At 67.9% G+C, this 21,906-nt stretch carries 20 protein-coding genes; 13 read left to right on the plus strand and 7 right to left on the minus strand.

What is annotated here, in order from left to right; genetic code table 11:
• The 12 genes from ELR45_RS20860 to ELR45_RS20915 all read left to right on the plus strand — a co-directional run.
• Positions 1-484, plus strand: a 484-nt coding sequence (locus ELR45_RS20860) for a hypothetical protein (protein ID WP_165367973.1), incomplete at its 5' end; no start/stop codon positions are given.
• A 4-nt stretch (positions 485-488) separates the two neighbouring features.
• Entirely contained in the window at positions 489-1,268 is a 780-nt protein-coding gene (locus tag ELR45_RS20865; RefSeq protein ID WP_129668068.1) for a CpaE/TadZ family protein, read from the plus strand.
• Entirely contained in the window at positions 1,269-2,576 is a 1,308-nt protein-coding gene (locus ELR45_RS20870) for a TadA family conjugal transfer-associated ATPase (protein WP_129668069.1), read from the plus strand. It abuts the gene before it with no gap.
• Positions 2,564-3,445: a type II secretion system F family protein gene (locus ELR45_RS20875; protein WP_129668070.1), complete on the plus strand. Its 882-nt coding sequence runs from the start codon at positions 2,564-2,566 to the stop codon at positions 3,443-3,445. The genes ELR45_RS20870 and ELR45_RS20875 overlap by 13 nt, the downstream gene beginning before the upstream one ends.
• Complete coding sequence (locus ELR45_RS20880) at positions 3,442-4,365, plus strand: type II secretion system F family protein (RefSeq protein WP_129668071.1); 924 nt, start codon at positions 3,442-3,444, stop codon at positions 4,363-4,365. Before ELR45_RS20875 ends, ELR45_RS20880 begins: the two co-directional genes overlap by 4 nt.
• Before the next feature lie 92 nt (positions 4,366-4,457).
• Entirely contained in the window at positions 4,458-4,694 is a 237-nt protein-coding gene (locus ELR45_RS20885) for a hypothetical protein (protein ID WP_165367974.1), read from the plus strand.
• A gap of 8 nt (positions 4,695-4,702) precedes the next feature.
• Entirely contained in the window at positions 4,703-5,095 is a 393-nt protein-coding gene (locus ELR45_RS20890) for a TadE/TadG family type IV pilus assembly protein (RefSeq protein ID WP_129668072.1), read from the plus strand.
• A gap of 25 nt (positions 5,096-5,120) precedes the next feature.
• Positions 5,121-5,498 (plus strand): TadE/TadG family type IV pilus assembly protein, encoded by a 378-nt coding sequence (locus ELR45_RS20895; RefSeq protein WP_129668073.1) that lies wholly within the window; start codon positions 5,121-5,123, stop codon positions 5,496-5,498.
• A complete protein-coding gene (locus ELR45_RS20900; protein ID WP_129668074.1) occupies positions 5,495-5,950 on the plus strand; it encodes a TadE/TadG family type IV pilus assembly protein in 456 nt (151 codons plus the stop codon). Before ELR45_RS20895 ends, ELR45_RS20900 begins: the two co-directional genes overlap by 4 nt.
• Positions 5,947-9,012, plus strand: coding sequence for a hypothetical protein (locus ELR45_RS35615; RefSeq protein WP_165367975.1), 3,066 nt, complete (start codon positions 5,947-5,949; stop codon positions 9,010-9,012). Before ELR45_RS20900 ends, ELR45_RS35615 begins: the two co-directional genes overlap by 4 nt.
• A gap of 145 nt (positions 9,013-9,157) precedes the next feature.
• Positions 9,158-9,433 carry a WXG100 family type VII secretion target gene (locus ELR45_RS20910; protein ID WP_129668075.1) on the plus strand — a complete coding sequence of 92 codons (276 nt, stop codon included), beginning with the start codon at positions 9,158-9,160 and terminating at the stop codon, positions 9,431-9,433.
• A 97-nt stretch (positions 9,434-9,530) separates the two neighbouring features.
• Positions 9,531-14,198 carry an FtsK/SpoIIIE domain-containing protein gene (locus ELR45_RS20915; RefSeq protein WP_129668147.1) on the plus strand — a complete coding sequence of 1,556 codons (4,668 nt, stop codon included), beginning with the start codon at positions 9,531-9,533 and terminating at the stop codon, positions 14,196-14,198.
• Here the strand turns inward: ELR45_RS20915 and ELR45_RS20920 are convergent.
• Positions 14,184-14,498, minus strand: a complete 315-nt coding sequence (locus ELR45_RS20920; RefSeq protein ID WP_129668076.1) for a hypothetical protein — start codon at positions 14,496-14,498, stop codon at positions 14,184-14,186. The two genes, ELR45_RS20915 and ELR45_RS20920, sit on opposite strands and share 15 nt — an antisense overlap.
• Positions 14,499-14,601: 103 nt before the next feature.
• Here ELR45_RS20920 and ELR45_RS20925 point away from each other — a divergent pair, with 103 nt between their 5' ends.
• Positions 14,602-15,900 (plus strand): hypothetical protein, encoded by a 1,299-nt coding sequence (locus tag ELR45_RS20925; RefSeq protein ID WP_129668077.1) that lies wholly within the window; start codon positions 14,602-14,604, stop codon positions 15,898-15,900.
• Positions 15,901-15,953: 53 nt separating this feature from the next.
• Here ELR45_RS20925 and ELR45_RS20930 read toward each other — a convergent pair whose 3' ends face one another.
• The 6 genes from ELR45_RS20930 to ndk form a co-directional block, all read right to left on the minus strand.
• Positions 15,954-17,858 carry a hypothetical protein gene (locus ELR45_RS20930; RefSeq protein ID WP_129668078.1) on the minus strand — a complete coding sequence of 635 codons (1,905 nt, stop codon included), beginning with the start codon at positions 17,856-17,858 and terminating at the stop codon, positions 15,954-15,956.
• A gap of 50 nt (positions 17,859-17,908) precedes the next feature.
• Positions 17,909-19,084 carry a hypothetical protein gene (locus ELR45_RS20935; protein WP_129668079.1) on the minus strand — a complete coding sequence of 392 codons (1,176 nt, stop codon included), beginning with the start codon at positions 19,082-19,084 and terminating at the stop codon, positions 17,909-17,911.
• Positions 19,085-19,615, minus strand: a complete 531-nt coding sequence (locus ELR45_RS20940) for a hypothetical protein (RefSeq protein WP_129668080.1) — start codon at positions 19,613-19,615, stop codon at positions 19,085-19,087.
• Between the two features lie 48 nt (positions 19,616-19,663).
• Positions 19,664-20,680 carry a hypothetical protein gene (locus ELR45_RS20945; RefSeq protein ID WP_129668081.1) on the minus strand — a complete coding sequence of 339 codons (1,017 nt, stop codon included), beginning with the start codon at positions 20,678-20,680 and terminating at the stop codon, positions 19,664-19,666.
• On the minus strand, positions 20,674-21,354 hold the full coding sequence (locus ELR45_RS20950) for a hypothetical protein (protein WP_129668082.1): 681 nt from the start codon (positions 21,352-21,354) through the stop codon (positions 20,674-20,676). The genes ELR45_RS20945 and ELR45_RS20950 overlap by 7 nt, the downstream gene beginning before the upstream one ends.
• A gap of 83 nt (positions 21,355-21,437) precedes the next feature.
• Positions 21,438-21,887, minus strand: coding sequence for a nucleoside-diphosphate kinase (gene ndk, locus ELR45_RS20955; RefSeq protein ID WP_129668083.1), 450 nt, complete (start codon positions 21,885-21,887; stop codon positions 21,438-21,440).
• Between the last annotated feature and the right edge of the window lie 19 nt (positions 21,888-21,906).

Genomic DNA, 21,906 nt, shown 5'->3' on the forward strand with positions numbered 1-21,906 from the left:
GGCCGGGCAACAGATTACGGAAGCGCATCTGGGCACGACACAAGTGGCTTCGGAAGGCACCCGCCTGATCCCGGTGTCGCAGCTGGACCAGGTGGTGGGGAACTACACGACCGTCCGCATCGAGCAAGGTCAGCTGCTCGACACCTCAATGATCGGGGGAAGCGGGATGCTCACCGATGGCAACGTCGCCGTGGGCGCCACACTCGCCGCCGGCCGCTACCCGGCCAGCGGGCTGTTGCCCGGTGACGTGGTGAATCTCATCGGCGTGAGCTCCGACGGTTCGGGTGAGGTGATCGCGGAAGGCGTCCGGGTCAGCTCGGCCACCGGCACGGACGGTGATGTGATGTCGGGCCGCGGCATCGTGGCGACATTCATCGTGCCCAGCGAGGACGGGGCCACCGTTGCCGCCCGGGCGGCCGGCGAGAGCCTCGCCGTCGTTCTCGTTGAACGGGGCGCCTCCGTGAGCGACGACGCGGAGGAGTAACAGCGTGCTGATCGCTTTCGGCTCGGCCAAGGGTGCGCCGGGCGTGACGACCACGGTCAACGTGCTCGGCGACATCTGGCCGGGCGATGTCCTGGTGGCCGACCTCGATCCGGCCGGTGGTGACTTCGCGCTGCGTCACCGCGCTCCGGCCGGCGCACCGATCGATCCGGAACGCGGAGTGCTTTCGCTGGCGGCCGCCGCGCGGCGCGGAGTCACGCAGAGCGAGCTCGCCGCGCATGTGCAGACGATCGACGGCGGGCTGGATGTGATGGCCGGGGTGACACGGCCGGAGCAGATGACCGGGATCGGGTCGGCGTGGCCCGCGTTGGCGCACAGCCTGCGCAGCGCCGGCGCCGACGTGCTCGCCGATTGCGGTCGGCTCACACCCGGAACGCCCGTGATGCCCGTGCTCTCGGCGGCGGATGCGGTGGTGTTCGTGGTCCGGCCGTCGGTCGAGGCCTACGCGCACCTGCGGGAACGGCTGCAATGGCTGTCGGAGCCGCTCCAGATCGGACGGAGCGGCAGCGTACCCGTGGGCGTGATCCTGGTGACGTCGCCGTCGGATTCCACGGCGGAGCGCGACCTCGACCGATTGCTGCAGTATGCCCGCCTACAGGTCTCCGTGCTGGGCCGGCTGGCGTATGACCCGAAGGCGGTCGCCGCCTTGAGTGGTCGGTCCGGCCGGAGGATCGACCGCACACTTCTGATCCGGTCGGCGCGGCAGGTTGTGACGTCGGTGCGGGGGATCGCATCGGGCCGGACGACTGCGACGGCGGGGAACTAGATGCTCCAGGACCTGGTGCGGCGCCTGCGTGAAGAGGTAGCCGACACGCTGACTCGCCAGCGTCGCGACGACGCCGCCAACGGTGTCGCGCCGATGACGGCCGAGGACGAGCGGCAGTTCGCCCGCGCCGTCATCGGGCGGGTGATGGAAAGCCATGCCCGTGCCGAGATCGCCGCCGGCCGGACGCCTCCCAGCGCGGAGGAGGAAGAAGAGATCTCCTCCGGGATCCATGCCGCGCTGTTCGGCGTCGGGCGCCTGCAGCCGCTGCTCGACGATCCCGAAGTCGAGAACATCGACATCAACGGCTGCGACGACGTCTTCATCCAGTACGCCGACGGCCACGAGGCGACCGGCGCGCCCGTCGCCGAGACCGACGACGAGCTGGTCGAACTGGTGCAGGTTCTGGGCGCCTATTCGGGGCTCGCCAGCCGGCCGTTCGATTCCGCGAACCCACAGCTGGATCTGCGGCTGCCGGATGGCAGCAGGTTGTCCGCGGTGATGGACGTCTGCGCCCGCCCGGCAGTGTCGATTCGTCGATCGCGTCTGGCCAAAGTGCACCTGGACGATCTGCTCGCGTACGGCACAGTGACGCAGGAACTGGCGGCGTTCCTGTCGGCGGCGGTCGCCGCGCGGAAGAACATCATGATCGCCGGCGCCACGAACGCCGGGAAGACGACCATGCTGCGGGCGCTGGCGAACGAGATCTCGCCGTCCGAGCGGATCATCACCGTCGAGCGTGCCCTGGAGCTCGGGCTCGGGGAGTTTCCGGACCTGCACCCCAACGTCGTGGCGTTCGAGGAGAGGCTGCCGAACTCCGAGGGCATGGGCGCCATCACCATGGCCGAGCTGGTCCGGCGCAGCCTGCGGATGAACCCCAGCCGGGTGATCGTCGGCGAGGTGCTCGGTGACGAGATCGTCACGATGCTGAACGCAATGAGTCAGGGCAACGACGGCTCCCTGTCCACGATCCACGCCAACAGCTCCATCGAGGTGTTCAACCGCATCTCCACGTATGCGATCCAGTCCGCGGAGCGGCTCCCGGTGGATGCGACCATGATGCTCATCGCCGGAGCGATCGACTTCGTCGTCTTCGTCGAGAAGCGCAACGACTACGCGGACGGCGGACGGTTGCGCCGCTTCGTCTCGAGCGTGCGGGAGATCAACGGAGTGGACGGGCGGGTGCTCTCCAGCGAGATCTTCTCCCGTGGTCCAGAAGGCGTGGCCGTACCGGCCGCACCGGTCAGCTGTCTCGACGAGCTGGTAGCCGTCGGGTACCTGCCTGAGGCGGCGGTGGAATGGACCGGCTGACTCCGACGTTTCTGCTCATCGTCCTTCTCGGCATGGTGGCCGGGGGCGGCGTGCTGCTGCTGATCGTGGCGCTGCGCGGTACCGATCGGCGGCCGTCGTCGTCCCACAGGACCGGACGCCCGCTGCTGGAGCGCCTGGGGCGGCAGACCCTGCTCGGCGTCGGGACGGGCGTCGTCGTTCTGGTACTGAGCCGGTGGCCGGTCGCCGCGGTGGGCGCGGGCGGACTTGTCGCCGCGTGGCCACTGCTCTTCGGTGGAGCCAAGTCCGAGCGCGTGGCCATCTCCCGGCTGGAAGGACTGGCGTCCTGGAGCGAGTCGCTGCGAGACACTATCGCCGGCGCCGTCGGCCTGGAACAGGCCATCCCCGCCACCATCTACGCCGCGTCCCCCTCGATCCAGCCGCAGCTCCGGCTGCTCGCCGACCGGCTGCGGATCCGGATGCCGATGCCGGAAGCCCTACAGCGGTTCGCGGACGATTTGGACGATCCCAGCGCCGACCTCGTCGTCGCATCGCTGATCCTCAACTCCCGCCTGCGCGGTCCGGGCCTGCGTCATGTCCTGAGCTCCCTCGCCGACTCCGCCCGTGCTGAGCTGGACATGCGGCAGCGGGTCTTCGCCGGGCGGGCGAGCACCCGCAGGTCGGTGCAGATCGTGGTGGGCGTCAGCGTCGCCTTCATGGTCGGTCTGTCGGTGCTGAACCGGGACTACGTGGAGCCGTACGGCGACCCGATGGGCCAAGTGGTGCTCGCGGTCGTGGTGGCGATGTTCGCGCTCGGCTTCATGTGGATGCGCAGGCTCTCCGATATCGAGGTCCCCGGCCGCTTCCTGGTCACCTCTGCCCGGCAGCCGGACGGACAGGGGCAGACATGACCTGGATCTTGCTGGCAGGGGCGGCAGCCGGCCTCGGCATCCTGCTCCTCGGTCTGGTCTTCTTCCAGGCGAAGGCCAACCCTGCAGCGGAGCTTGTCCGCCTCGACCTGGAACGACGACGGGCGCGTCATGAGCGCATCACGGCGGCTTCGTTCGATCCGCGGCAGATCCGTGAGACGGAGGCGCTGCGGAAGTTCGGCGGCAGGCTGCGCGGGCTTCTCGACGGCGTTGGGCTCGACCTGAGCGTGCTGCGCGGCGACCTGTCGCTGTTGGGCCGCACCGTGGAAGCGCACCTGGCGGTCACCGTCCTGGCAGCCCTGGGCGGGTTCCTCGCGCCGGTGGTGCTGGACGTCGTGCTGGTGGTGCTCTCCGCGGGCTATGGCATGACCACGTCGCTCGGGGCCGGAATCTTGGCCGCCTTGATCGCTGCCACCGTGCCGACGCTGCACGTGCGGTCGAAGGCCGCGGAACGCCGGCGCGACTTCCGGCACGTGGTCGGATCGTTCCTCGACCTCGTCGCCATGAACCTGGCCGGTGGGCGGGGCGTCCCGGAGGCGCTGTCGCTGGCGTCCAGCCTGAGCGACAGCTGGGCGATGACCAGGATCCGGGACACGCTGCTGGCTGCGCGCCTGCACGGTGTGACGCCATGGGCCGCGCTGGGGGAGCTGGGCGAGGAGATTCGGATCGAGGAGCTCAGGGACCTCGCCGCTGCTCTGGCACTCGTAGCCGAGGACGGTGCCAAGGTCCGCGAGTCGCTCGCGGCCCGGGCGAGCTCTCTGCGGCGGCGCGAGCTGGCCGAGGTTGAGGGCAAGGCGGGCGAGCGTTCTCAGTCCATGCTGGTGGCGCAGCTCCTGCTGTGCTTGGGTTTCCTGATATTCCTCCTTTACCCTGCCCTGGTCGGTGTGCTGGAAGGAGCGTGACGAGCTATTCAGAACGTGTCACTGAGCCGATATCTTCGGGTAGCGGCCGCCCATGCGGTCATGACACCCCGACTTTTCAGGAGATTCTCTGCATGAGTACATACTTTCCCCCGTCCAGCCCGCAAGGCTGTGTGCTGCTGTTCTTGCAGGCCAGAATCGACCGAGTCCGTTCCTCTCCGCAGCGAGGCGCGTCGGCGATGGAGTTCGTGATCATCACGGCGGTTCTGGTAGCGCTCGCGGCCGCCGTCGGAGTGATCATCTACAACATGGTGACCGACAAGGCCGAGAACATCGAGATCCCGGATACGCCGGGCGGAGAGAACCCCTGATCCCCTCGATGAAGACCTGGTTCCGCTCGCAGCGTGGCGCCAGCGCCATCGAGATGGCGATCTACACGCCGGTCATGTTCTTCGTGATCTTCCTGACCGTCCAGTTCGCGCTGCACTACCACGGTGGTCAGGTGGCACATGCCGCCGCCCGCGAGGGTGCTCGGATCGCCCGCCAGTCCGGCGGGAGCGATCTGGCGGCAGCGGAGGCGCGTGCCACCACCTATGCCGCCGAGGTGGGCGGCGATCAGCTGACGGAGGTGGAGGTGAGCGTGGTCAACATCGACGGCACCCACGTGCGGGTGGAGGTCTGCGGTCGCGCGAAGGAGATCATCAAGAACATCACCCCACGGGTGTGCCGGCACGCCGAGGGTCCGATAGAGGAGTTCCGCCCTGATCTGTAAGAGCCTGCGCCGCCAGCGAGGATCGATGGCCGTCGAGGTCGTCCTCCTCGTGCCGGTGCTGGTTGCGCTCATACTGCTCATCGTCGGCTTCGGCCGGTATGTCGATCGGCAAGGCGACGTCGAGTCCGCGGCGCGAGAAGCTGCGCGGGCCGCGTCGTACGAGCGGGACTTCGGCTCGGCGCAGGCCGCGGCGCAGCAGGCGGCCACGCGTGCGCTCCCGTCCGGTCTCTCGTGTGCGGCCGTCGATCTGAGCGGGAGCGACTTCTCGGCCGAGGGACAGGTCAACGTGCGTGTCAGCTGTCAGGTCGACTTCTCCGAGCTCGGCTTCGTCGGTCTTCCCGGAAGCGCCACTCTCGACGGCAGCAGCGCAGCACCCATCGACCAGCACCGGAGGACATCGTGACGCGGCTTCGAAGAGGCCCGCACCGCCGGCAGGCCGAGCGGGGCGCCGTGAGCGCATTGGTGGTCGTGTTGATCGTCATGCTGTTCGCGGTAGCAGGGCTGGTCTACGACGGAGGCCGGGCGATCAATGCGCGCCAGCAGGCGTTCGATGACGCCGAGCAGGCCGCGCGCGCTGGTGCCGACCAGATCGACATAGATCTCTTCCGTGGCAGCGGCCTCGTCCGGGTCGTGCCTGAGCGGGCTGAGGCCGAGGCCCGAGACTTTCTCGCCGGCCTCCCAGGGCGGAGCTATGACACCATCGTGGTCCAGATGACAGGTGTGGCCGCGGTCCGTGTCGTGGTGGAGCGCACCGTCCCGACCGGGCTGCTGGGCCTGGTGTTCGTCGACAGCTTCGACGTGCGCGGTTCCGCTGTGGCTCAACCCGACGTGGGAATCCTTGGAGGAGGACCGTGAACCAGGTCGACGACCCACCCCCGCCGCCGCCACCACCCCCGCCGCCGGCCGGCATAGCCGCGGCCGAGCGCCGCGAGCGCGGGCCGCAACGCTTCCAGCGGGCCGATGCGCCGGTCACCGGCAGGCGGAACCTGCTTGCTTCGCTCGGCGCGGGCGTCGCGCTGGTGGCGCTCGTCGCCGGCGTGCCGGTCGCTCTGCTTCTGTTCGCCGGACCGCCGCCGGTTCCGACCTCCTGGCCATCGCGGGACGACCTGACGGCCGCCATCGGAGTCGACCAGCTCGTGGGCGTTCTGCTGTGGGTGGTCTTGCTGGCGTGGCTGCAGTTCGCGGTCTGTGTGCTGATCGAGCTCCGCAGCGCGCTGCGCGGGGTGGGAATGCCCGCCCGGGTCCCCATGTCGGGGGCGTCGCAGCGGATTGCGCGCCTGCTGGTGGGCACGGTCATGCTGGCGGTGACCGCGGTCGGCCAGGCCAGTGCGGCCGTACCGGCGACGCTGACCGAGGTGCCGTCGTCGTCCGTCGGGTCCGTGGCGACGTCGATCGACACGGCCGACGGCGACGCCGCCGATGCGTCGAGCGTGACCGCGACTGTCCACGCCGACGAGAACCGGCAGGAGGCGACTCAGGACCGCGACGGGCCGTCGGAGCGGGCCGTGTACCGGCTCGGGGACATGGTCCTGGACTCGGCTGACGGCAAGGAGCTGCTCGGGAAGAAGGTCTACGTGGTGCAGCCTCCCGAGGGGCGATACCACGACAACCTGTGGGACATCGCCGAGCGCACCCTGGGCGACGGACGTCGCTACGGGGAGATCTTCGAGCTGAACAAGGAACGTACCCAGCCAGACGGGCACGAGCTGTCTCTGGCACGGCTGATCTACCCGAACTGGCTGCTGATCCTTCCCGATGACGCGGTCGGTGCCGATACCGTGACGTTCGACGAGCCGGAGGCCGAGGACGCGGCGCCGGACGACGCACCTGCCCCGACGGAGCAGTCGCGCGGGACGGGCGGCGAGGCCGAGACGGGCGGGGTGGACGCCGACGACGCGGTGGCCGACGACGCGGAGGCCGACGACGCGGAGGCCGGCGACGAGAGCGGGGCACGAGCCGACGAGGGCTCAATCGGCGACACGATCTCCGGCGCGCAACGGCACCGCTCCCAGGATGCGCCGTCCGACGCCGGTCATGGCGTGCTCGCTCACCCGGAGCTGGTGGCCGGTGGGCTGCTTGCGGCCGGCCTGCTGGCCTCGATCGAGATCGTGCGACGCCGTCGCCGGACGCCCGAGCCGGGGGATGACGGAGTGGAAGCCGAGGTGGCGCTGAAGATCGGTGCGGACCCGGACCGGGCCAGGTGGCTCGACCACGCGTTGCGCTCTCTGGTCGTGGCGTGCCGGGACATCGGGCAGCCGCTGCCTGCGTCGTACGCCGCCGTGGTCGATGACGAGCATGTCGAGCTCCTGCTGGCGCCGGCCCGCGGGGCTGCCCCGGCGCCCTGGGCCGTCGAGGACGACGGCCGACGGTGGGTGCTCAGACGCGAGTCGGCCGCCCTCTCCGGCAGCGTGGACGCGCTGCACGAGGTGCCGGCTCCGTATCCGGGTCTCGTCTCGTTCGGCCGGGACGGAGACCGCGACGTGCTGGTCGACCTGGAGGCGGCCGGTGGACCGATCAGCATCGGCGGCGATCCGACCGCCGCCTTCGAGCTCGCGACGGCCATCGCCGTAGAACTGGCCACCAACCGCTGGTCGGACCGGCTACGTGTCACCACGGCGGGCCTGCCCGACGAGCTGACCGTCTTCGACCCCGAACGCCTGCGAGTGGTCGAGGACATCACACAGGCGCTGCCCGAGTTGCGAGCCGGACGGGTGGACGGGGCCGGGCCGGACGTGCTCTCCGGCCGGTTGCGGCCGAGCGACGGGAACGCGTGGATGGCGGAGTACGTCGTCTTGGGCGAGGCGCCGGACCACGACCTCCTGGTCCAGCTCGGTGAGCTGACCGACACCACCGCGCGTTCTCCGCTCGGCGTCGTGTGCGTGGGTGAGACCGCGGGCGCACGGTGGCGATTGTCCGTGGACTCCACCGGCACGCTGGACATACCCGTGCTCGGCCTGAGCCTGCGGGCCAACCGACTGTCGTGGCGGAGCATCGAGGCCATCTGTGAGTTGATGGCCCCAGGCACGAGTGACGACGACGGACCCGACGGCCCGCTCACGGACGCCACCTGGCTCCCTCACACGCGGCCTGAGATTCCCGTGCCGCCGATGGAGCTGGAGGTGGCCGACCTGGCGACGGCACCGGTCCGGGTCTTCATCCTCGGACCGGCCGAGGTACAGTCCGCGAGCCCGATCGCGGACGACCGGCGTGAGCTGGCCACGGAGATCGTCGTGTACCTGGCGCTGCACCCGGAGGGTGTCCATCCGACCGTGTTGTCCGCCGCGGTGTGGCCCCGCGGCGTCAGCGGTTCCGTGCTGGAGGCGACTCTCGACCGGGTCCGGCAGTGGTTGGGTACCGATCCGGATGGGTCGCCGTACCTTCTCCAGACACCCGAAGGCCGGCTCAAGCTCAGCGAGGGAGCCGTTCTGGACTGGGATGTGGTCTGCAGCCTGCTGCGGCGCACCCGGCAGGCGCGAACGGTGCGGGACGAGATCGACCTGTTGAGCAAGGCCCTACGGGTGGCACGTGGCCAGGTGTTGAGCGAGCGGCCGAGCGGCCGGTACTCCTGGCTCGCACGGGTGCGCATGGAACGGATCGCCTCCGACGTCCTGGTGGACGCGGCGCACCGGCTCTCGACGCTGTGCTGGGACGGCGGAGACCCCGGAACCGCGGCCGCGGCCGCGTCGGCAGGTATCCGGGTCAGGCCGGCCGAACAGCTGCTGTGGCGGGATTTGGTGCAGGCGCGACACGCCCTGGAAGGGCCGGCGGGCGTGAACGCGGCGGCCGAAGAGATGTGGGTGACGTTGAACGCGATCGGCGTCGCCGACCTGGCGCCGGAGACGGAAGCACTGTTGGAGGAGCTGTTGCCAGGATCGAGCCGAGCGGCTTCGGACCGGGAGAGCCGTGATTCCGCCTGACCTGGGGGATCCGGCGCCGATGTAGCCGAATTGTAGCCGGATGCCGTTCAAACCATTGCCGTGTCGTCGTTGACCGGTAAGCTCAGCGCTGTCACGTTCCGTCTGTCTGGACGTGACTGACTATCGATTGAGGGAGTTTCAAAACATGGCTGTAGGTGCAGAGCTACAGACGCTCCAGGAGCTCTACCGAACCTTCAACGCGAAGGCAGAGGACGCCCAGGGCATCAAGGACAACGTCGACGGCGGGATCGAGGCCACGGTGTGGGAGGGCACCTACGCAACCCAGTTCCGGGAGGCGTGGGAAGGTTACAAGTCCAACCTCGACACGCTGCGGCAGGCACTCGAGGATGCGGCTCAGGACGTGCTCACCAACCACAACAACATGGCTGAGGCGTTCGGCGAGCCGGACCGTCTCCCCTGAGGAGCCGTCCGACGTCGCTTGACACGGTGGCCCGCATCCTTTCTCCAGGGTGCGGGCCATCGCTTGTAGAGATCTTCAGGAGGCGGGGAGCGGGTACGTGCGGTTACTGCTGAGCGCCATCGCGTCGGCGGACGGGGAGGCTGTCGATCTCGCGGTCGACTGCGACGAGAATGCCACCGTCTCAGACGTCGCACGTCGTCTCGCGGCGCAGATCGCGCCGCCTGCGGCAGAGCCACAGATCGTCCGCGCGCTCGGCCATCTGGGTGTGGTCGGCGACGGTCCCGGCACCGACATAGTCGCACCTCCGGCGCTCTACCTGGGCGGCCGGCCGCTTGATCCGGACGTCCTCGTGCGCGAGTCCGCGTTGCACAACGGTGCTCTTGTCGGGCTCGGTCTACCGCTGTCGGACATGTTCGGTGAGCGCACCGGAGTGATGGAGCTCCGCACGGTCTCGGGCATCGGAGCCGGCCAGGTGGATAGCCTCGCGCCGGGTACGTACAGCGTCGGGACCGCACCGGCGTCGGCCGTCAAAGTGCACGACCCCAGCCTGCCGACCACCATCTTCAGCCTCGACGTCGGCCTTGACGGCACCGTGACCATCACCCCGGACCCCGCGGTCGTCGGCGAGGTGATCCAGCCGCCGGACCGTGAGCTCCGCCTGGACGGGCCGATCATCATCCCCAAGCAGGAGGACGAGAAGAAGACGAAGAGGAAGTCGCGGCGGAAGCGTCGGTACAAGAAGCTGATGAAGGAGCTCGACCGCCTCAAGAACCCGCATATGACCATTGCTCCCGAGGATGACCGGCCGTTCGCGCACCTCGACCGCGTCCCGCTGGAGGGGCCGACGGTCTGGAAGCCGGGCACGGCTCTTGTCGTGGGCGAGGCGATGTTCGAGCTGACCGTGCCCGCAGAGCCGGACGCCTCGCTGTCACCAAGCCCGGGCGGCGTCACGTTGGACTACAACCGGCCGCCTCGCCTGCTGCCACCGTCGCGACTCACCGACTTCCGGCTGCCGAGCGAACCGCAGAAACCACGGAAATCGCCCCTGCCGTGGGCCATGGCGCTCGGACCTGTGCTCATGGGCGGCACCATGTTCCTGTTGATCCGCTCCCCGTACAGCTTGATGATCATGCTGCTCGCGCCTCTGATGTTGATCGCTCGGCAGAGCAACAGTAAGAAGGAAAGGCGCGGCAGCTACGCGACGCAGATGGAGAACTACGTCGAGCGGCTGCAGCGCATCAGTGCCCAGGCCTATGACGCGCTGGTGCGTGAGCGTGGCGCGCGCAGGCGCGACATGCCCGATCCGGCGGCCCTGCTGCTCTTCGCCACCGGTCCGCGCGCCCGGCTGTGGGAGCGACGCCGGACCGATCCGGACTGGCTGCGGGTCCGCGTCGGCACCGCCGACATCCCCAGTGAGGTGAAGCTGACCGATCCGGCACGCGACGACCACGAGCGTGACTTGCGGTGGACGGCGCCCGACGTGCCGGTGGGTGTCGACATGGCCGCGGCGGGCGTCACCGGCGTCGCCGGAGCGGACGGTAGCCGCACGCTGGTGGCCGAGTGGATGGTCGCGCAGGCGGCGGCGCTGCACAGCCCGGCGGACCTCGGCATCGTCGTCCTCTCCGACCCTGACGGTGACCGAGCATGGAACTGGGTGCGGTGGTTGCCGCACGCACGAAGAGGCGACGACGCGGACGTCATCGCCGGCGTCGGCGTCGACGAAGAGACCACCAACCGCCGGGTGGCTGAGCTGATGGCCGTCGTGGAGGCACGCAAGGCAGCACGAGACGAGAAGGGTGGCGGCATCGGGGGCGGCGCCGCGGCCCGCGACGTCAGCTTCTCTCCGATGCTCGTGGTGCTCGACGGCGCGCGCCGCATCCGGCTGATCCCCGGCTTGGTCACGCTGCTGCGGGAGGGCCCGTCGGTGGGCTTGCTCTTCCTCTGTATCGACACCGAGGAGCAGCAGCTGCCGGAGGAATGCCAGGCAGTGGTCCGCGTCGGACCGGGCAACTCGTCCATGGTCCGGGTGACCCAGGCCGAGACGGTGGAAGGCGTCCGGGTGGATCTGGTGCCGGCAGGTTGGTGTGAACGGCTGGGTCGCGCGCTCGCCCCCATCAAAGATGTCAGCTCGGAGGATCTGTCCTCGACGTTGCCCGCCTCGAGCCGTCTTCTCGACGTGCTGCACATCGACCCCGCGACCCCGGAGGCGATCGAGCGCTGGTGGACCAACGTCGGCCGGGCCACCAGGGTGGTGATCGGCGAGAACGCCGACGGGCCGTTCTCCATCGACATCAAGGCCGACGGCCCGCACGGCCTGGTGGCGGGCACCACGGGTTCCGGTAAGTCGGAGCTCCTGCAGAGCATCATCGCCTCGCTGGCAGTGGCCAACAGGCCCGACGAGTTCACGTTCGTGCTCGTCGACTACAAGGGTGGAGCCGCGTTCAAGGACTGCAACCATCTGCCGCACACGGTCGGCATGGTCACCGACCTCGATGGCCATCTGACCACCCGGGCGCTGGCCAGTCTCGCGGCGGAGCTGCACCGTCGCGAGCACCAACTCGCCGGAGCCGGGGCGAAGGACATCGAAGACTACCTGGCCGGCAGGGGGCCCGATGACGAGCCGATGCCGAGGCTCATGATCGTCATCGACGAGTTCGCCGCGCTGGTCGCAGAGCTGCCGGAGTTCGTGAAGGGCCTGGTGGACATCGCCCGCCGGGGCCGCTCGCTCGGCGTCCACCTGATCCTCGCCACGCAGCGCCCGGCTGGCGTGGTCAGCTCGGAGATCAAGTCCAACACGAACCTGCGTATCGCACTGCGGGTCACGGACCGCACCGACAGCCAGGACGTCATCGAGTCCCCGGAGTCGGCGGAGATCCCCAAGTCTCTGCCGGGCCGCGGGTATGCGCGGCTCGGGCACTCGTCGCTGGTGCAGTTCCAGTCCTCGCGAGTCGGCGGCCGTCCCGCCGCGCCGGATGCCTCCGTCTCGATCGGCCTGCGCGAGCTCTCCTGGGAGAGCATCGGCCGGCCGGCCGCCTTCGAGGGCGCCGGTCAGGCCGAGGAGGACGTCAGCATACCCACCGATCTGGAGAGCCTGGTCAAGGCGATCAACGAGGCGTCGGACCGCACCGGTGTCAAGGCCCCGCCGCCTCCCTGGCTACCTCCGTTGGACGACATCATCACGCTCGAGGAGCTGTTCAGCGAGCAGAACGCCTCCGTCGGCTCGGGCGACAAGATCCAGCTGCCGTTCGGGATGGTCGACATTCCCAGCCAGCAACGCCGCAGCGTGGCGTACTACGACGTGTCCGACGGCGGGAACCTGTCGATCATCGGGGCACCCAGAAGCGGACGGTCCACGGTGCTTCGAGCCTTCGCCGGGGTGATCGGCCGCGAGGTCTCACCGGGCGACATCCATCTGTACGGCGTCGACTGCGGCAACAACGCGCTGCTCCCCATCGTCGGCCTGCCGCACACCGGTGCCGTCGTCAGCCGCGACCAGCCGGACCGGTTGGCGCGGCTGACCGCCCGTATACGCTCCGAGATCGGGCGCAGGCAACAGCTGTTGGCCGAGCAGGGCTTCGCCGACGTCGGCGAGCAGCGGGCGAACACGCCGCCCGAGAAGCGCCTGCCGTACATCGTCGTGCTGTTCGACCGGTGGGAGGGCTTCAAGCAGGCGTTCGAGAGCTATGACAACGGCAGACTGCTCGACATGTGGATGCAGATCATGCAAGAGGGCACCGGGGTGGGTGTGAAGATCATCATGTCGGCCGATCGAACTGGCCTGATCGGCCGGCTCAGCACACTGATGGACGACAAGCTCATACTGCGCATGACCGATCTGGCCGACTTCGCCTCGATCGGGATGCCCGGCAAAGAGGTCCCGGAGCACATGCCTCCCGGCCGGTGCTTCCGTGCTGACGGACTGCGTGAGACACATGTGGCGTTGCTGACCGACGACGACGCCGGCACGGCCCAGGTCGCCGCGCTGCAGGAGATCGGCCGGCAGGCGACTGAACGGTTCGCCGACGTGCCCCGCCGGATGCGGCCGTTCCGGGTGGATCCACTGCCCACGAAGATCACCCTGGCGGAGGCCACCAAGTTGCTGGAGAAGCCACTGGCCGATACCGAGATCCCCATCGCCGTGGGCGGCGACACCCTGACGCTGCGGACCCTGGACGCGATCGACCACGGTCCGGGCCTGCTGATCCTTGGACCACGTCGCTCCGGCCGCAGTGCCACACTGCTCACCATGACGATGTCCGTGCTGGAGCGCGGCTGGCGAGTCGCCCTCGTCACCCCTCGGCGCAGCCCGCTTCAGGAGCTTGGCACACGTGAGGGCGTGGAGGCGGTCATCAACCTCGAGTCGAAGAAGGAAGACGTCCTCGAGCTGCTGGAAGGGCTGGTTCCGGCGCAAGGAAAGGGCCGCACCGCATTGGTCATCGACGACGTCGAGCTGATCGGTGTGGACGGCTGGCTGGTGGATGGGATCACCAAACACCTGGGCAAGTTGCGCGACTCAGGTAGCGTCATCATCGCTGCCGGAACCACGGATGATCTGGGCAGCTCCTACCGCGGCCCGGTGGCGGCACTGAAGAAGTCGCGCTCGGGCCTGCTGCTGTCGCCCGCGGCAACCAGCGATGGCGACCATTTCGGCCTCAAGCTGCCGCGATCCCTCACCGGCGGTATGCCGCCCGGGCGTGGACTCTACGTTGCCGCCGGCCAGTGGCAGCTGGTTCAGGTGCCTGAGGTCACGTCAGCCGTGGGCTAGGTCGTTGCGCATTATGCGGGCGGTCTCCTCGGTTACTTCGGGGTCGAGCTCGCCCTGCCTGGTCTGCACGTCGTCGACAAGGTTGTTCAGTGCCGACCGGACAGGGTCGGCGTTGGGCGAGAGGTAGTCGTCGTGGATCTGGCGCGCCTTGGAGCCGGTCCAGGCCGGGCCCTCGCCGATGGATCCAGTGGGGTCGTCTATATTCGGGGTCTCCTCGACCGCGTTCTCGGTTCGCGTGATCAAGCTGCCCATGGCCGAGATCATCGGGTTCGACACCATGTCTTCTTCGTCGCCACTCATTCAGCACTCCGTCATCGCTCATATGTCGGGGATCGACGGACACGATCCTAAGCGATCCAGGGGGTCGCCGTGGGGCTCGTCAGGTGCCCATAGACTCTGCGTCATGCTGCGCCGATTTCTCACATGCGGTATCGCATCGACCGTTATCGCCCTGTCCGCCTGCACATCTGACTCGGAGTCATCTGATTCAGAGGCCGACTCTGAACGATTCGAGGTCACCCTGCTGGCCGGTGGCGGTGAACAGGCGGCGTCCGAGGACCCGGTCGCTGGCGGCGATGTCCGGCTCGACGGTGCCCTGACAAGCCTGGAGCCGGGCCCGGACGGTTCGGTGTGGGCCGTCGTCGACGGTGTGTCACTGATACGGGCCGACGAGGCCGGGCAGGTGTCTCAGTGGACGCCCGAGCTACCGGAGGGCGTTACGGAGATCAGCGACATAGCGCCGGCGCCGGACGGCGAGGTGTACCTCCTTCCGCAGCGGGCGCCGGGTGATCTGGCAGGCGAGGCGTCGGTGTACGTCTTCACCGAAGACGGCGGCATCGAGCCGGCGTTCGGCGTGCCCGCCGTCGGCGACCAGACCGTGGACGCGATGCCGGCGACGGCTGACGGAGAGCCTGCGGAAGACGCGAAGCTCGGAAGGATCGGAGACATCGCCGTCGACGACGACGGCAGCATCGTGTTCGTCGAAGAGATCGCGGGCGCCGGGTACGAGGTGGTCAACCTGGTTCGCCGGATTGAGGACGGTGCCCTGCGCACCATCGCGGGCCAGCCGGTCGACACTGACCCCTCCGACATCACCGAAGGCGAAGTCCACGGCGCCTCCTTCCCTGACGCCGACGTCGCTGGCACATCGGTTCCGGTGCTTGGGCAGACCCTGATCGCCGCAGGTTCTCAGGCGGAGGTCGTGCTTCAGGTCACGCGGAGCATCCTCGAGGTGGGCGAGGACGACGCGCTGAGTGTGCGGATGGGGTCGGAGGCGGGAACCGTCGCCGTGCCCAGAATCTCGGAGCAGGGACCGCTTACGGACCCGGTGCTCCCGGCCGAGGCCGAGTACCGATCCAACCTGCGCCACACCGTCGGTCCGGCGATCGCCGCGGATGGCGGGATCCTGGCTACCACGTTCGGCGGCCTTCCGGACGACGAGGACGGCCGCGAGCGCTACCTCTGGGAGATCGCCGACGGCTCGGACCGGGCGCAGGAGATCGCCGACGCGGCCGCCGAGAGCGTGGACCAGGACCTCGCCGGTGTCTACGTGTCCGGAGACGGACAAGCCGTGACGACGAGCGTGTTCGGCACCGGTACCACGATGCTCGATGACGGCACCGTCGTGGTGGCTGCGCAGGACGAGGGGTCGGGCGAGTCGATCATGGTCTCGTTCGCCGCCACCGTCTCGGACGATGAGTGATCGCCGACCACCCGGACAGACAACGTCAGAGCTGAGAGAGGTCGCGCGACTTCTTAGTTCGGCCCGTTCTCATCCTGGAAGAAGCCGTTGGTGGCGCGCTGCACGGCCGGGTCTTGGAGCCACGCGTTGTAGGCGGCCAGCGCGCCCGGGTCGTTGACGATCTCGTCGAACGGGAGGATGCTCCCGCTGCTGTCGGTGAATTCCCCGCCATAGCGCTCCTCGTAGAACTCCGGGTCGCCGTCCCAGGTGACCGTCCCGTCGTCGTACGGCTCGACCTCGGGATTGAGGTACGGAAGCTCGCTGTGCTCGATGCGCGCGTTGGCGTAGGTCCGCCACCGTTGGTGGTAGCCGAAGACGTCGGTCTCTAGTTCCTGGACCTCTTCCTCGTCCATATCCTCCAGCCAGCCGTTGACCAGGCCCCCGAGGATCTCTTGGGCCATCTCCTTGGGCATTCCGGTGATATCGTCGGCGGCACCCTTCGGGTCGAACCCGGCTCCGATCAGCCAGTCGACCATGCCTTCGCGGAAGGCGTCTCTCTCTTCCTCGCTGGCCTCGCGTTCGTTGAGGACATCGTTCCAGTTCGTCAGGAACATGTCGGACAACCGACCGGCGATGAAGCCGTCCCAGCCGCTGGCGTCGTGTGGTTCTTGCCGGCCGTTCTGGATATCCTGGACCTGGTTGTGAAAGAGCTCGAACGTGCGCGCCGAGCCCTCTTCGGATCGCATGCCCTCGGTGATGAACGCGTCCCAGACCTCGGGGTCGATCTGGTTGATCGGGGGCGTGCCGTCGTAGTCACCGACGCCGGCTGGGGACGAGAAGGCGTACATGAAGTCGTCCCAGTAGTGCTCCGTCATGTCGACGAAGACCCCGCGCATCTCGTCCGTGAAGGGGAAGGGCTCCTCTAGCGAGCCGACGTTGGTGATCCAGGTGGCGGCGTTCTCCTGGGCCAGGTTCGGCTGGTCCTCGTCATAGATCTGCAGACGTCCATAGACTGCGTCCGCATCGACTGTGCCGGCCTTGACGAAGGCCGTCCATGCCTCGTTCCACTCGTCGGTGTCGGTGACCGGGCCAATGACCTGCGCCTGGTCCCAGATCTCGTCCGGGTGCGCGTGCATGTACTCGGCCGCCGCGCGTGGGTTCTTGCCCATGGCCGCGAACAGCCATGTGGCGCCCTCGCCGGTCACGATGTCGCCGATGTCACCGTTGAGCGCATGGTCGGCGAACGCCACCATCGACTCGTAGTTCCAATGACCACCGTTGTCCATCACATACGCCATGCTGTCGAGCAGGTCGCTGTTAGGAATGTGGTATTCGTCCAGCGCCGAGTTCATCTCGTTCATGAACTCGGCGTCGTAGTCGATCCGGAAGCTGGCGGTGGCGAAGACGGTCGAGAGCGCATCGGTTGCGCCCTCGGGAAGGTCATCGCCCGTGGTGTTCGGTGTCATGAGCAGGAGGGCGCGGTCTTCGGCCGTGAGGTTGTTGACGAACGCCTCGGCGAAGTCGGGATCGTGCCCGTACTGCTCCAGCTGCTCCCAGACCTCATCGGGAATGTCGCCATCGGTCCCGTTGACCTGCTCCGCGAGCTCCCGGCCGGCCTCCTCGGCTTCCTCGACCGAGTCGAACAGGTCATTGAGGATGTCAGTGCCTTGCATCTCGAGCACACCGTCGGCGTCCCAGCCGCTGTTCTGGCGCTCGGCCAGCAGCTGAACCGCCAGGCTGTGCCGCCTGTGCATGTCCGGCATGATCTCCTCGAGGTCACTTTTTGCCTCGAGTAGCTTGTTCAAGTTGGACTTGTCGACGCCGAAGTAGCCGAAGTCGGACTCCAGGCCGGAAATGTGGTCGGTCAGCCCGGTCAGCGTCTTGTCGAGGTCATCGACGGCCTGCCCCAAGGCGTCGACGTCCATGGAACAATACTCGGGGCCGCTGCCGGCGCCTTCAGGGGTGTCTTCGTACGACATATCAATGACTCCTGGCCCGAAACAAGGACGTACTCAACCGAATGCGAAGTTTACGATGCGGACGGATGCCCGCTACCGGTGACCTCGGCCCACTGGTCTTCGAAACCTTCTTCCGGTGCCAGCTCCCCGGTGCCGCGGCGGGCGGTGCGTAGCGTCGTTTCGATCAGGTTGGCGAGCTGGTCGACTTGGGCCGGGTCGACGTCGTCCTGCGTTCTGGCGGCGTCGATGGCGGCTGTGACTGCTGCCGGGTCGGCCTCGCTGGTGAACGTGTGGGCGAAGTAGGGATCGTGCTGATTCCCATTGAGCTTGGCGATGAGCTCCTTCACGTCGTTGTGATCCGGACGCGAGGCGAACAGCGTGACCGCGGCCTGGCCGTGTTCCATGGACACATGGGGCGAGTGCTGCAGAACCCGCCCCTCGTCGTATCTGACCGGTTGGCGGGGAGAATGTGGTTGACGATCCGGGAGCGCGTGGAACCCGCCGTCCTCAATCTCCTGTGCCAGGGCGAGTCTGCGGCGCAAGCCGGGCAGTTCGTCTTCGAGCCAGGCCGTGACCTGGGAGAAGCGGGGAGCGTTGAGGGCGTCGACCTCGTCGAGCCCGACGTCGGTGAGGATCCCGCGCAGCTCCGTCTCGTACTCGGGGATCTGGTCGCGGGCGCGCTCCATGGCCGCGATCAGCATGGTCATGGCCTGGATGTCGATGGACACGACGCCCGGTTTGCGGTTACCGCCGTCGTCGTTCTGGCCGTCGTCGTTGCCATCGTTATCGCTGTCGCTGTCGCTGTCGCTGTCGCTGTCGCCGTTGTCGTTGTCCTCTGGCTCCGGGTCCTCGGACTCCGGTTCGTCGTCCTCGTCGCCATCGGAGGTTCCGTCGGAGTCGTCACTCTCCGCCTCACCGCGGAAGGTTGAGTCCGTGTCCGCGTCCGGGTCACTGTCGTCGTTCCCCAGGTCGGTGTCTTCGCCGCCGGCGTCGTCGTCCGCACTGGGCTCGTCGGCGTGGCTGTCTCCGCTCGTGTTGTCCGAGGAGCCACCGCCATAGCCGCCGGACGAGCTGTCGTCGTAGTCATAGGAGGAGCTCGTGTCGCCGGTGGAACTGGACGGCGACGTGTAGGCCGAGGGATCGGTCTCCGCGGCGTCGACGGCGTCGTCGGCCGGGTGGTCCAGGCTGCCGACCGTCTTGCCGCCCGATGGGCTGTCATCCAAGCCACCTGTGATCTTGCCGGCCATCTAGACACCCATCCCAGTGTCGGCGGGCATGAAGACTTTGGGCTCGACATCCCCCGTGCTGCGGCGTCGTTCCAGCTCGGCTTCGATGATCTCGACGACGCGTTCGGCGGATTCAGTGGCTATCCGCGCGTTGTCTTCGAGTGCCAACGAGAACTCGTCGCCGCTCCTGCTCACCCAGGCGCCGTCCTCCATGGCTTGGAGGGCGGGCTTGAGGATTGCCGCGCAGTCATCCGCGACGAGCTTCGCGCGTTCCAGCGCGAGCTCCAGCTCCTCCACGCTGACGCTGTCGTCCTCGGGGGGAACGATGTCGGGAGATGGCAAATCTGGAGGCGGGATGTCCGAGGGTGGCGTGCCAGGTTCGTCGAGGTTCAACCTCTTGGGTCCGGTCCAGAGGTCGCCGTGCTCGGGATCGGTGTACTGGTCTTCCCACCCGTCAGAGCCGTGATCACCGTCGGGGCCGGAAAGATCAGGCGTGTGGGCGTGATCCGGCCGAACATGCTGCTCAGTCGTCGGGCCATCTGGCACGGACATGTCACCCCTTCCCGGATGGACAAATCAACTTGTAGCGTACAAGTTCCCTCATGAATTCACCGACGCCACGTTCGTCTGGTTCTCGGCGACCGGGATGTCGAAGACCGCGCTGGTGGTCTGCGGGTCGAGCTCGCCGCGCGGCTCGGCGTTGGCGAACCACTCGATGGTCCACAGGCTCTGAGCTGTCACCGGGGTGACCTGGCCGGGCTGGTTGGCGCTGGACCGGTTGAACGTCAGCGAGCAGCCGCTCGCGGCCTCGGGTGACCACTCGACACCCGTTCCGGCACAGGTGACCGGATCCGCGGACGAGGCGGAGAAACTCATCGAGCTCAGCGCAGCTTCGGCGCGTGCGGTGTTGCCGCCGGCCTCGGCGTTGACCTCGAGCTGGACAGGCCCCTCGTCCAACCAGAGCCACGTGTCCACATTGACCAGGGTGGCACTGTCGCTCTCGCGCTGCGGGTTCCACGAGATCTCGGGATCTGGGAGCTCCATGTGGTCGTACGCGACGTCGACCAGGACCTCGGGTGGGACCGGCGGGACCGGAGGCTCCTCATCCACTTCGACGAAGACGGCGCCGTCGTAGTCGTCGAAGAACTCCTCGGTGTGGTCGAAGAACTCGTCGAGGTCTCCGTCGAAGTCGCCGCTGAAACATGCGCCGGCCCACCAGCGACCCTCGTCGTCATCCTTGTACTTCTCGTAGTCCTGGTACACCTCGTAGTCCTCGAACCCGTACTCGGGACGATCCCGCGGCGGCGGGTAGCCGCCCTCTTCGATCAGCTCGTAGTACTCCTTGCCGGTGAGGGTGGGGATGTAGCGGCAGGCCGGTAACACCCACACGGTCTCGGCTGGGATCTCGAACCGACCGTCCTCGCCGTCCGTCGTCCCGGAACCCCACACGGTGATGCTCACGCCGCCGTCCTCGGCGTCGGCGTCGCTGCCACCGCCGTCCGGCGACGAGCAGCCACCGCGGCCGCATGCCGGCGCCATCTCGGATCCGCTGGCCGGAGCCGTCCCGGCGAGGAACGGCAGGACGAGCAGCGCCGCGACAGATGCGGACCTCAGCACACTTCCTCCTCCGAGATCTCCTCATCTGTGACCTGCCAGCCCACCTCGGTCCGGTTGAGCTCGGCGGTGCCGATGGTCCTGGGAAGCTCCTCAACGCCGTCGGCGGGGCGCTCGCCGTCGTCGTCGATGATGATGAGCTCGGAGGCGTCGAGACAGAAGCCGATGGCGACGACGTTCTCCGACGCGCCCTCGACGTAGGGCTCGATGGTCACCTCGCCGCCATACGTGATGCCATTCTGCCGCTGATACTCGAGCGAGCCCTTGAGCCTGTCGATCCGCGGTTGCGCGGCGAGCCCACGAATCCTTTCGCTGAGCTCGACCTCGCGGAGAGACCAGTACCACTCCACGTTGTAGTTCGTGAACACGTCCAGCGCCTCGGCAGCGGCATTGCCCGCGATCTCTTCGGGCATAATCACGGTCACGCCGGCCTCGTCGAAGACGCGGACGTGCGGTCCCGGGGATTGGGCCGGGCTGTCTTCGGCCGTCGGCTCTGTAGAGGCACCGCCCTCGTCGGAGGTCGACTCCGAGCGAGGCGATGGTGACTCGCTGCTCGCCGGTGCGGATGTTGGTGTGTCTGGTTCGGTTTCGAGCCCTTGAGGTTCTTCACCGCCGGATGCGCAGGCAGAGAGAACTACCACCAGGGCAGCGCTGACCGCCCACATGCGCGCGTCCATCCGGCTCCTTGAGGTGAGGGATCCGTGTGACGTCGAGTCATGCTACCGGTGACTGGGGTCGTTTCACACCCGCCATTTGCGGCTCAGGAGAGCTCGGGGAACCAGAGCGCCAGCTCTCGCTTGGCCGAGTCGGGGGAGTCCGAGGCGTGGACCAGGTTCTCCGACTTGGACATCGACAGGTCACCGCGGATTGTGCCTGGTGAGGCCGCGCGGCTGTCAGTGGCGCCGTTCATCTGGCGGACCACGTCGATAGCCTGGTCACCTTCGAGAACGAGGGCGACCAGCGGCCCACCGGTGATGAACTCGCGGAGCCCTGGGTAGAACGGCTTGTCGACATGCTCGGCGTAGTGGGCATCCGACAACGCGGAATCGATGACGCGTCGCTGTAGCGCGACGATCGTCAGACCCTTGCGCTCGTAACGAGAGAGAATCTCTCCGACCAGGCCACGCCGCACGGCGTCGGGTTTGATCAGGACAAGCGAGCGCTCGGACACGGCTGCGACCCCCGGGGGACTGTGAGTGATGACGTACATGGCAACAGACGTATGAATC

Origin of the sequence: Phytoactinopolyspora endophytica, assembly GCF_004138495.1 — a bacterium.
Classification (GTDB): Bacteria; Actinomycetota; Actinomycetes; order Jiangellales; family Jiangellaceae; genus Phytoactinopolyspora; species Phytoactinopolyspora endophytica.

What these genes read in the sequence shown, in the direction of transcription:
- ELR45_RS20870 (WP_129668069.1), top strand. Translation starts at nt 1,269, where the DNA reads ATGCTCCAGGACCTGGTGCGGCGCCTGCGTGAAGAGGTAGCCGACACG.
- ELR45_RS20940 (WP_129668080.1), bottom strand. Translation starts at nt 19,615, where the DNA reads ATGTCCGTGCCAGATGGCCCGACGACTGAGCAGCATGTTCGGCCGGAT.
- ELR45_RS20920 (WP_129668076.1), bottom strand. Translation starts at nt 14,498, where the DNA reads ATGAGTGGCGACGAAGAAGACATGGTGTCGAACCCGATGATCTCGGCC.
- ELR45_RS20890 (WP_129668072.1), top strand. Translation starts at nt 4,703, where the DNA reads ATGAAGACCTGGTTCCGCTCGCAGCGTGGCGCCAGCGCCATCGAGATG.
- ELR45_RS20930 (WP_129668078.1), bottom strand. Translation starts at nt 17,858, where the DNA reads ATGTCGTACGAAGACACCCCTGAAGGCGCCGGCAGCGGCCCCGAGTAT.
- ELR45_RS20895 (WP_129668073.1), top strand. Translation starts at nt 5,121, where the DNA reads ATGGCCGTCGAGGTCGTCCTCCTCGTGCCGGTGCTGGTTGCGCTCATA.
- ELR45_RS20885 (WP_165367974.1), top strand. Translation starts at nt 4,458, where the DNA reads ATGAGTACATACTTTCCCCCGTCCAGCCCGCAAGGCTGTGTGCTGCTG.
- ELR45_RS20910 (WP_129668075.1), top strand. Translation starts at nt 9,158, where the DNA reads ATGGCTGTAGGTGCAGAGCTACAGACGCTCCAGGAGCTCTACCGAACC.
- ELR45_RS20875 (WP_129668070.1), top strand. Translation starts at nt 2,564, where the DNA reads ATGGACCGGCTGACTCCGACGTTTCTGCTCATCGTCCTTCTCGGCATG.
- ndk (WP_129668083.1), bottom strand. Translation starts at nt 21,887, where the DNA reads ATGTACGTCATCACTCACAGTCCCCCGGGGGTCGCAGCCGTGTCCGAG.
- ELR45_RS20925 (WP_129668077.1), top strand. Translation starts at nt 14,602, where the DNA reads ATGCTGCGCCGATTTCTCACATGCGGTATCGCATCGACCGTTATCGCC.
- ELR45_RS20880 (WP_129668071.1), top strand. Translation starts at nt 3,442, where the DNA reads ATGACCTGGATCTTGCTGGCAGGGGCGGCAGCCGGCCTCGGCATCCTG.
- ELR45_RS20935 (WP_129668079.1), bottom strand. Translation starts at nt 19,084, where the DNA reads ATGGCCGGCAAGATCACAGGTGGCTTGGATGACAGCCCATCGGGCGGC.
- ELR45_RS20950 (WP_129668082.1), bottom strand. Translation starts at nt 21,354, where the DNA reads ATGGACGCGCGCATGTGGGCGGTCAGCGCTGCCCTGGTGGTAGTTCTC.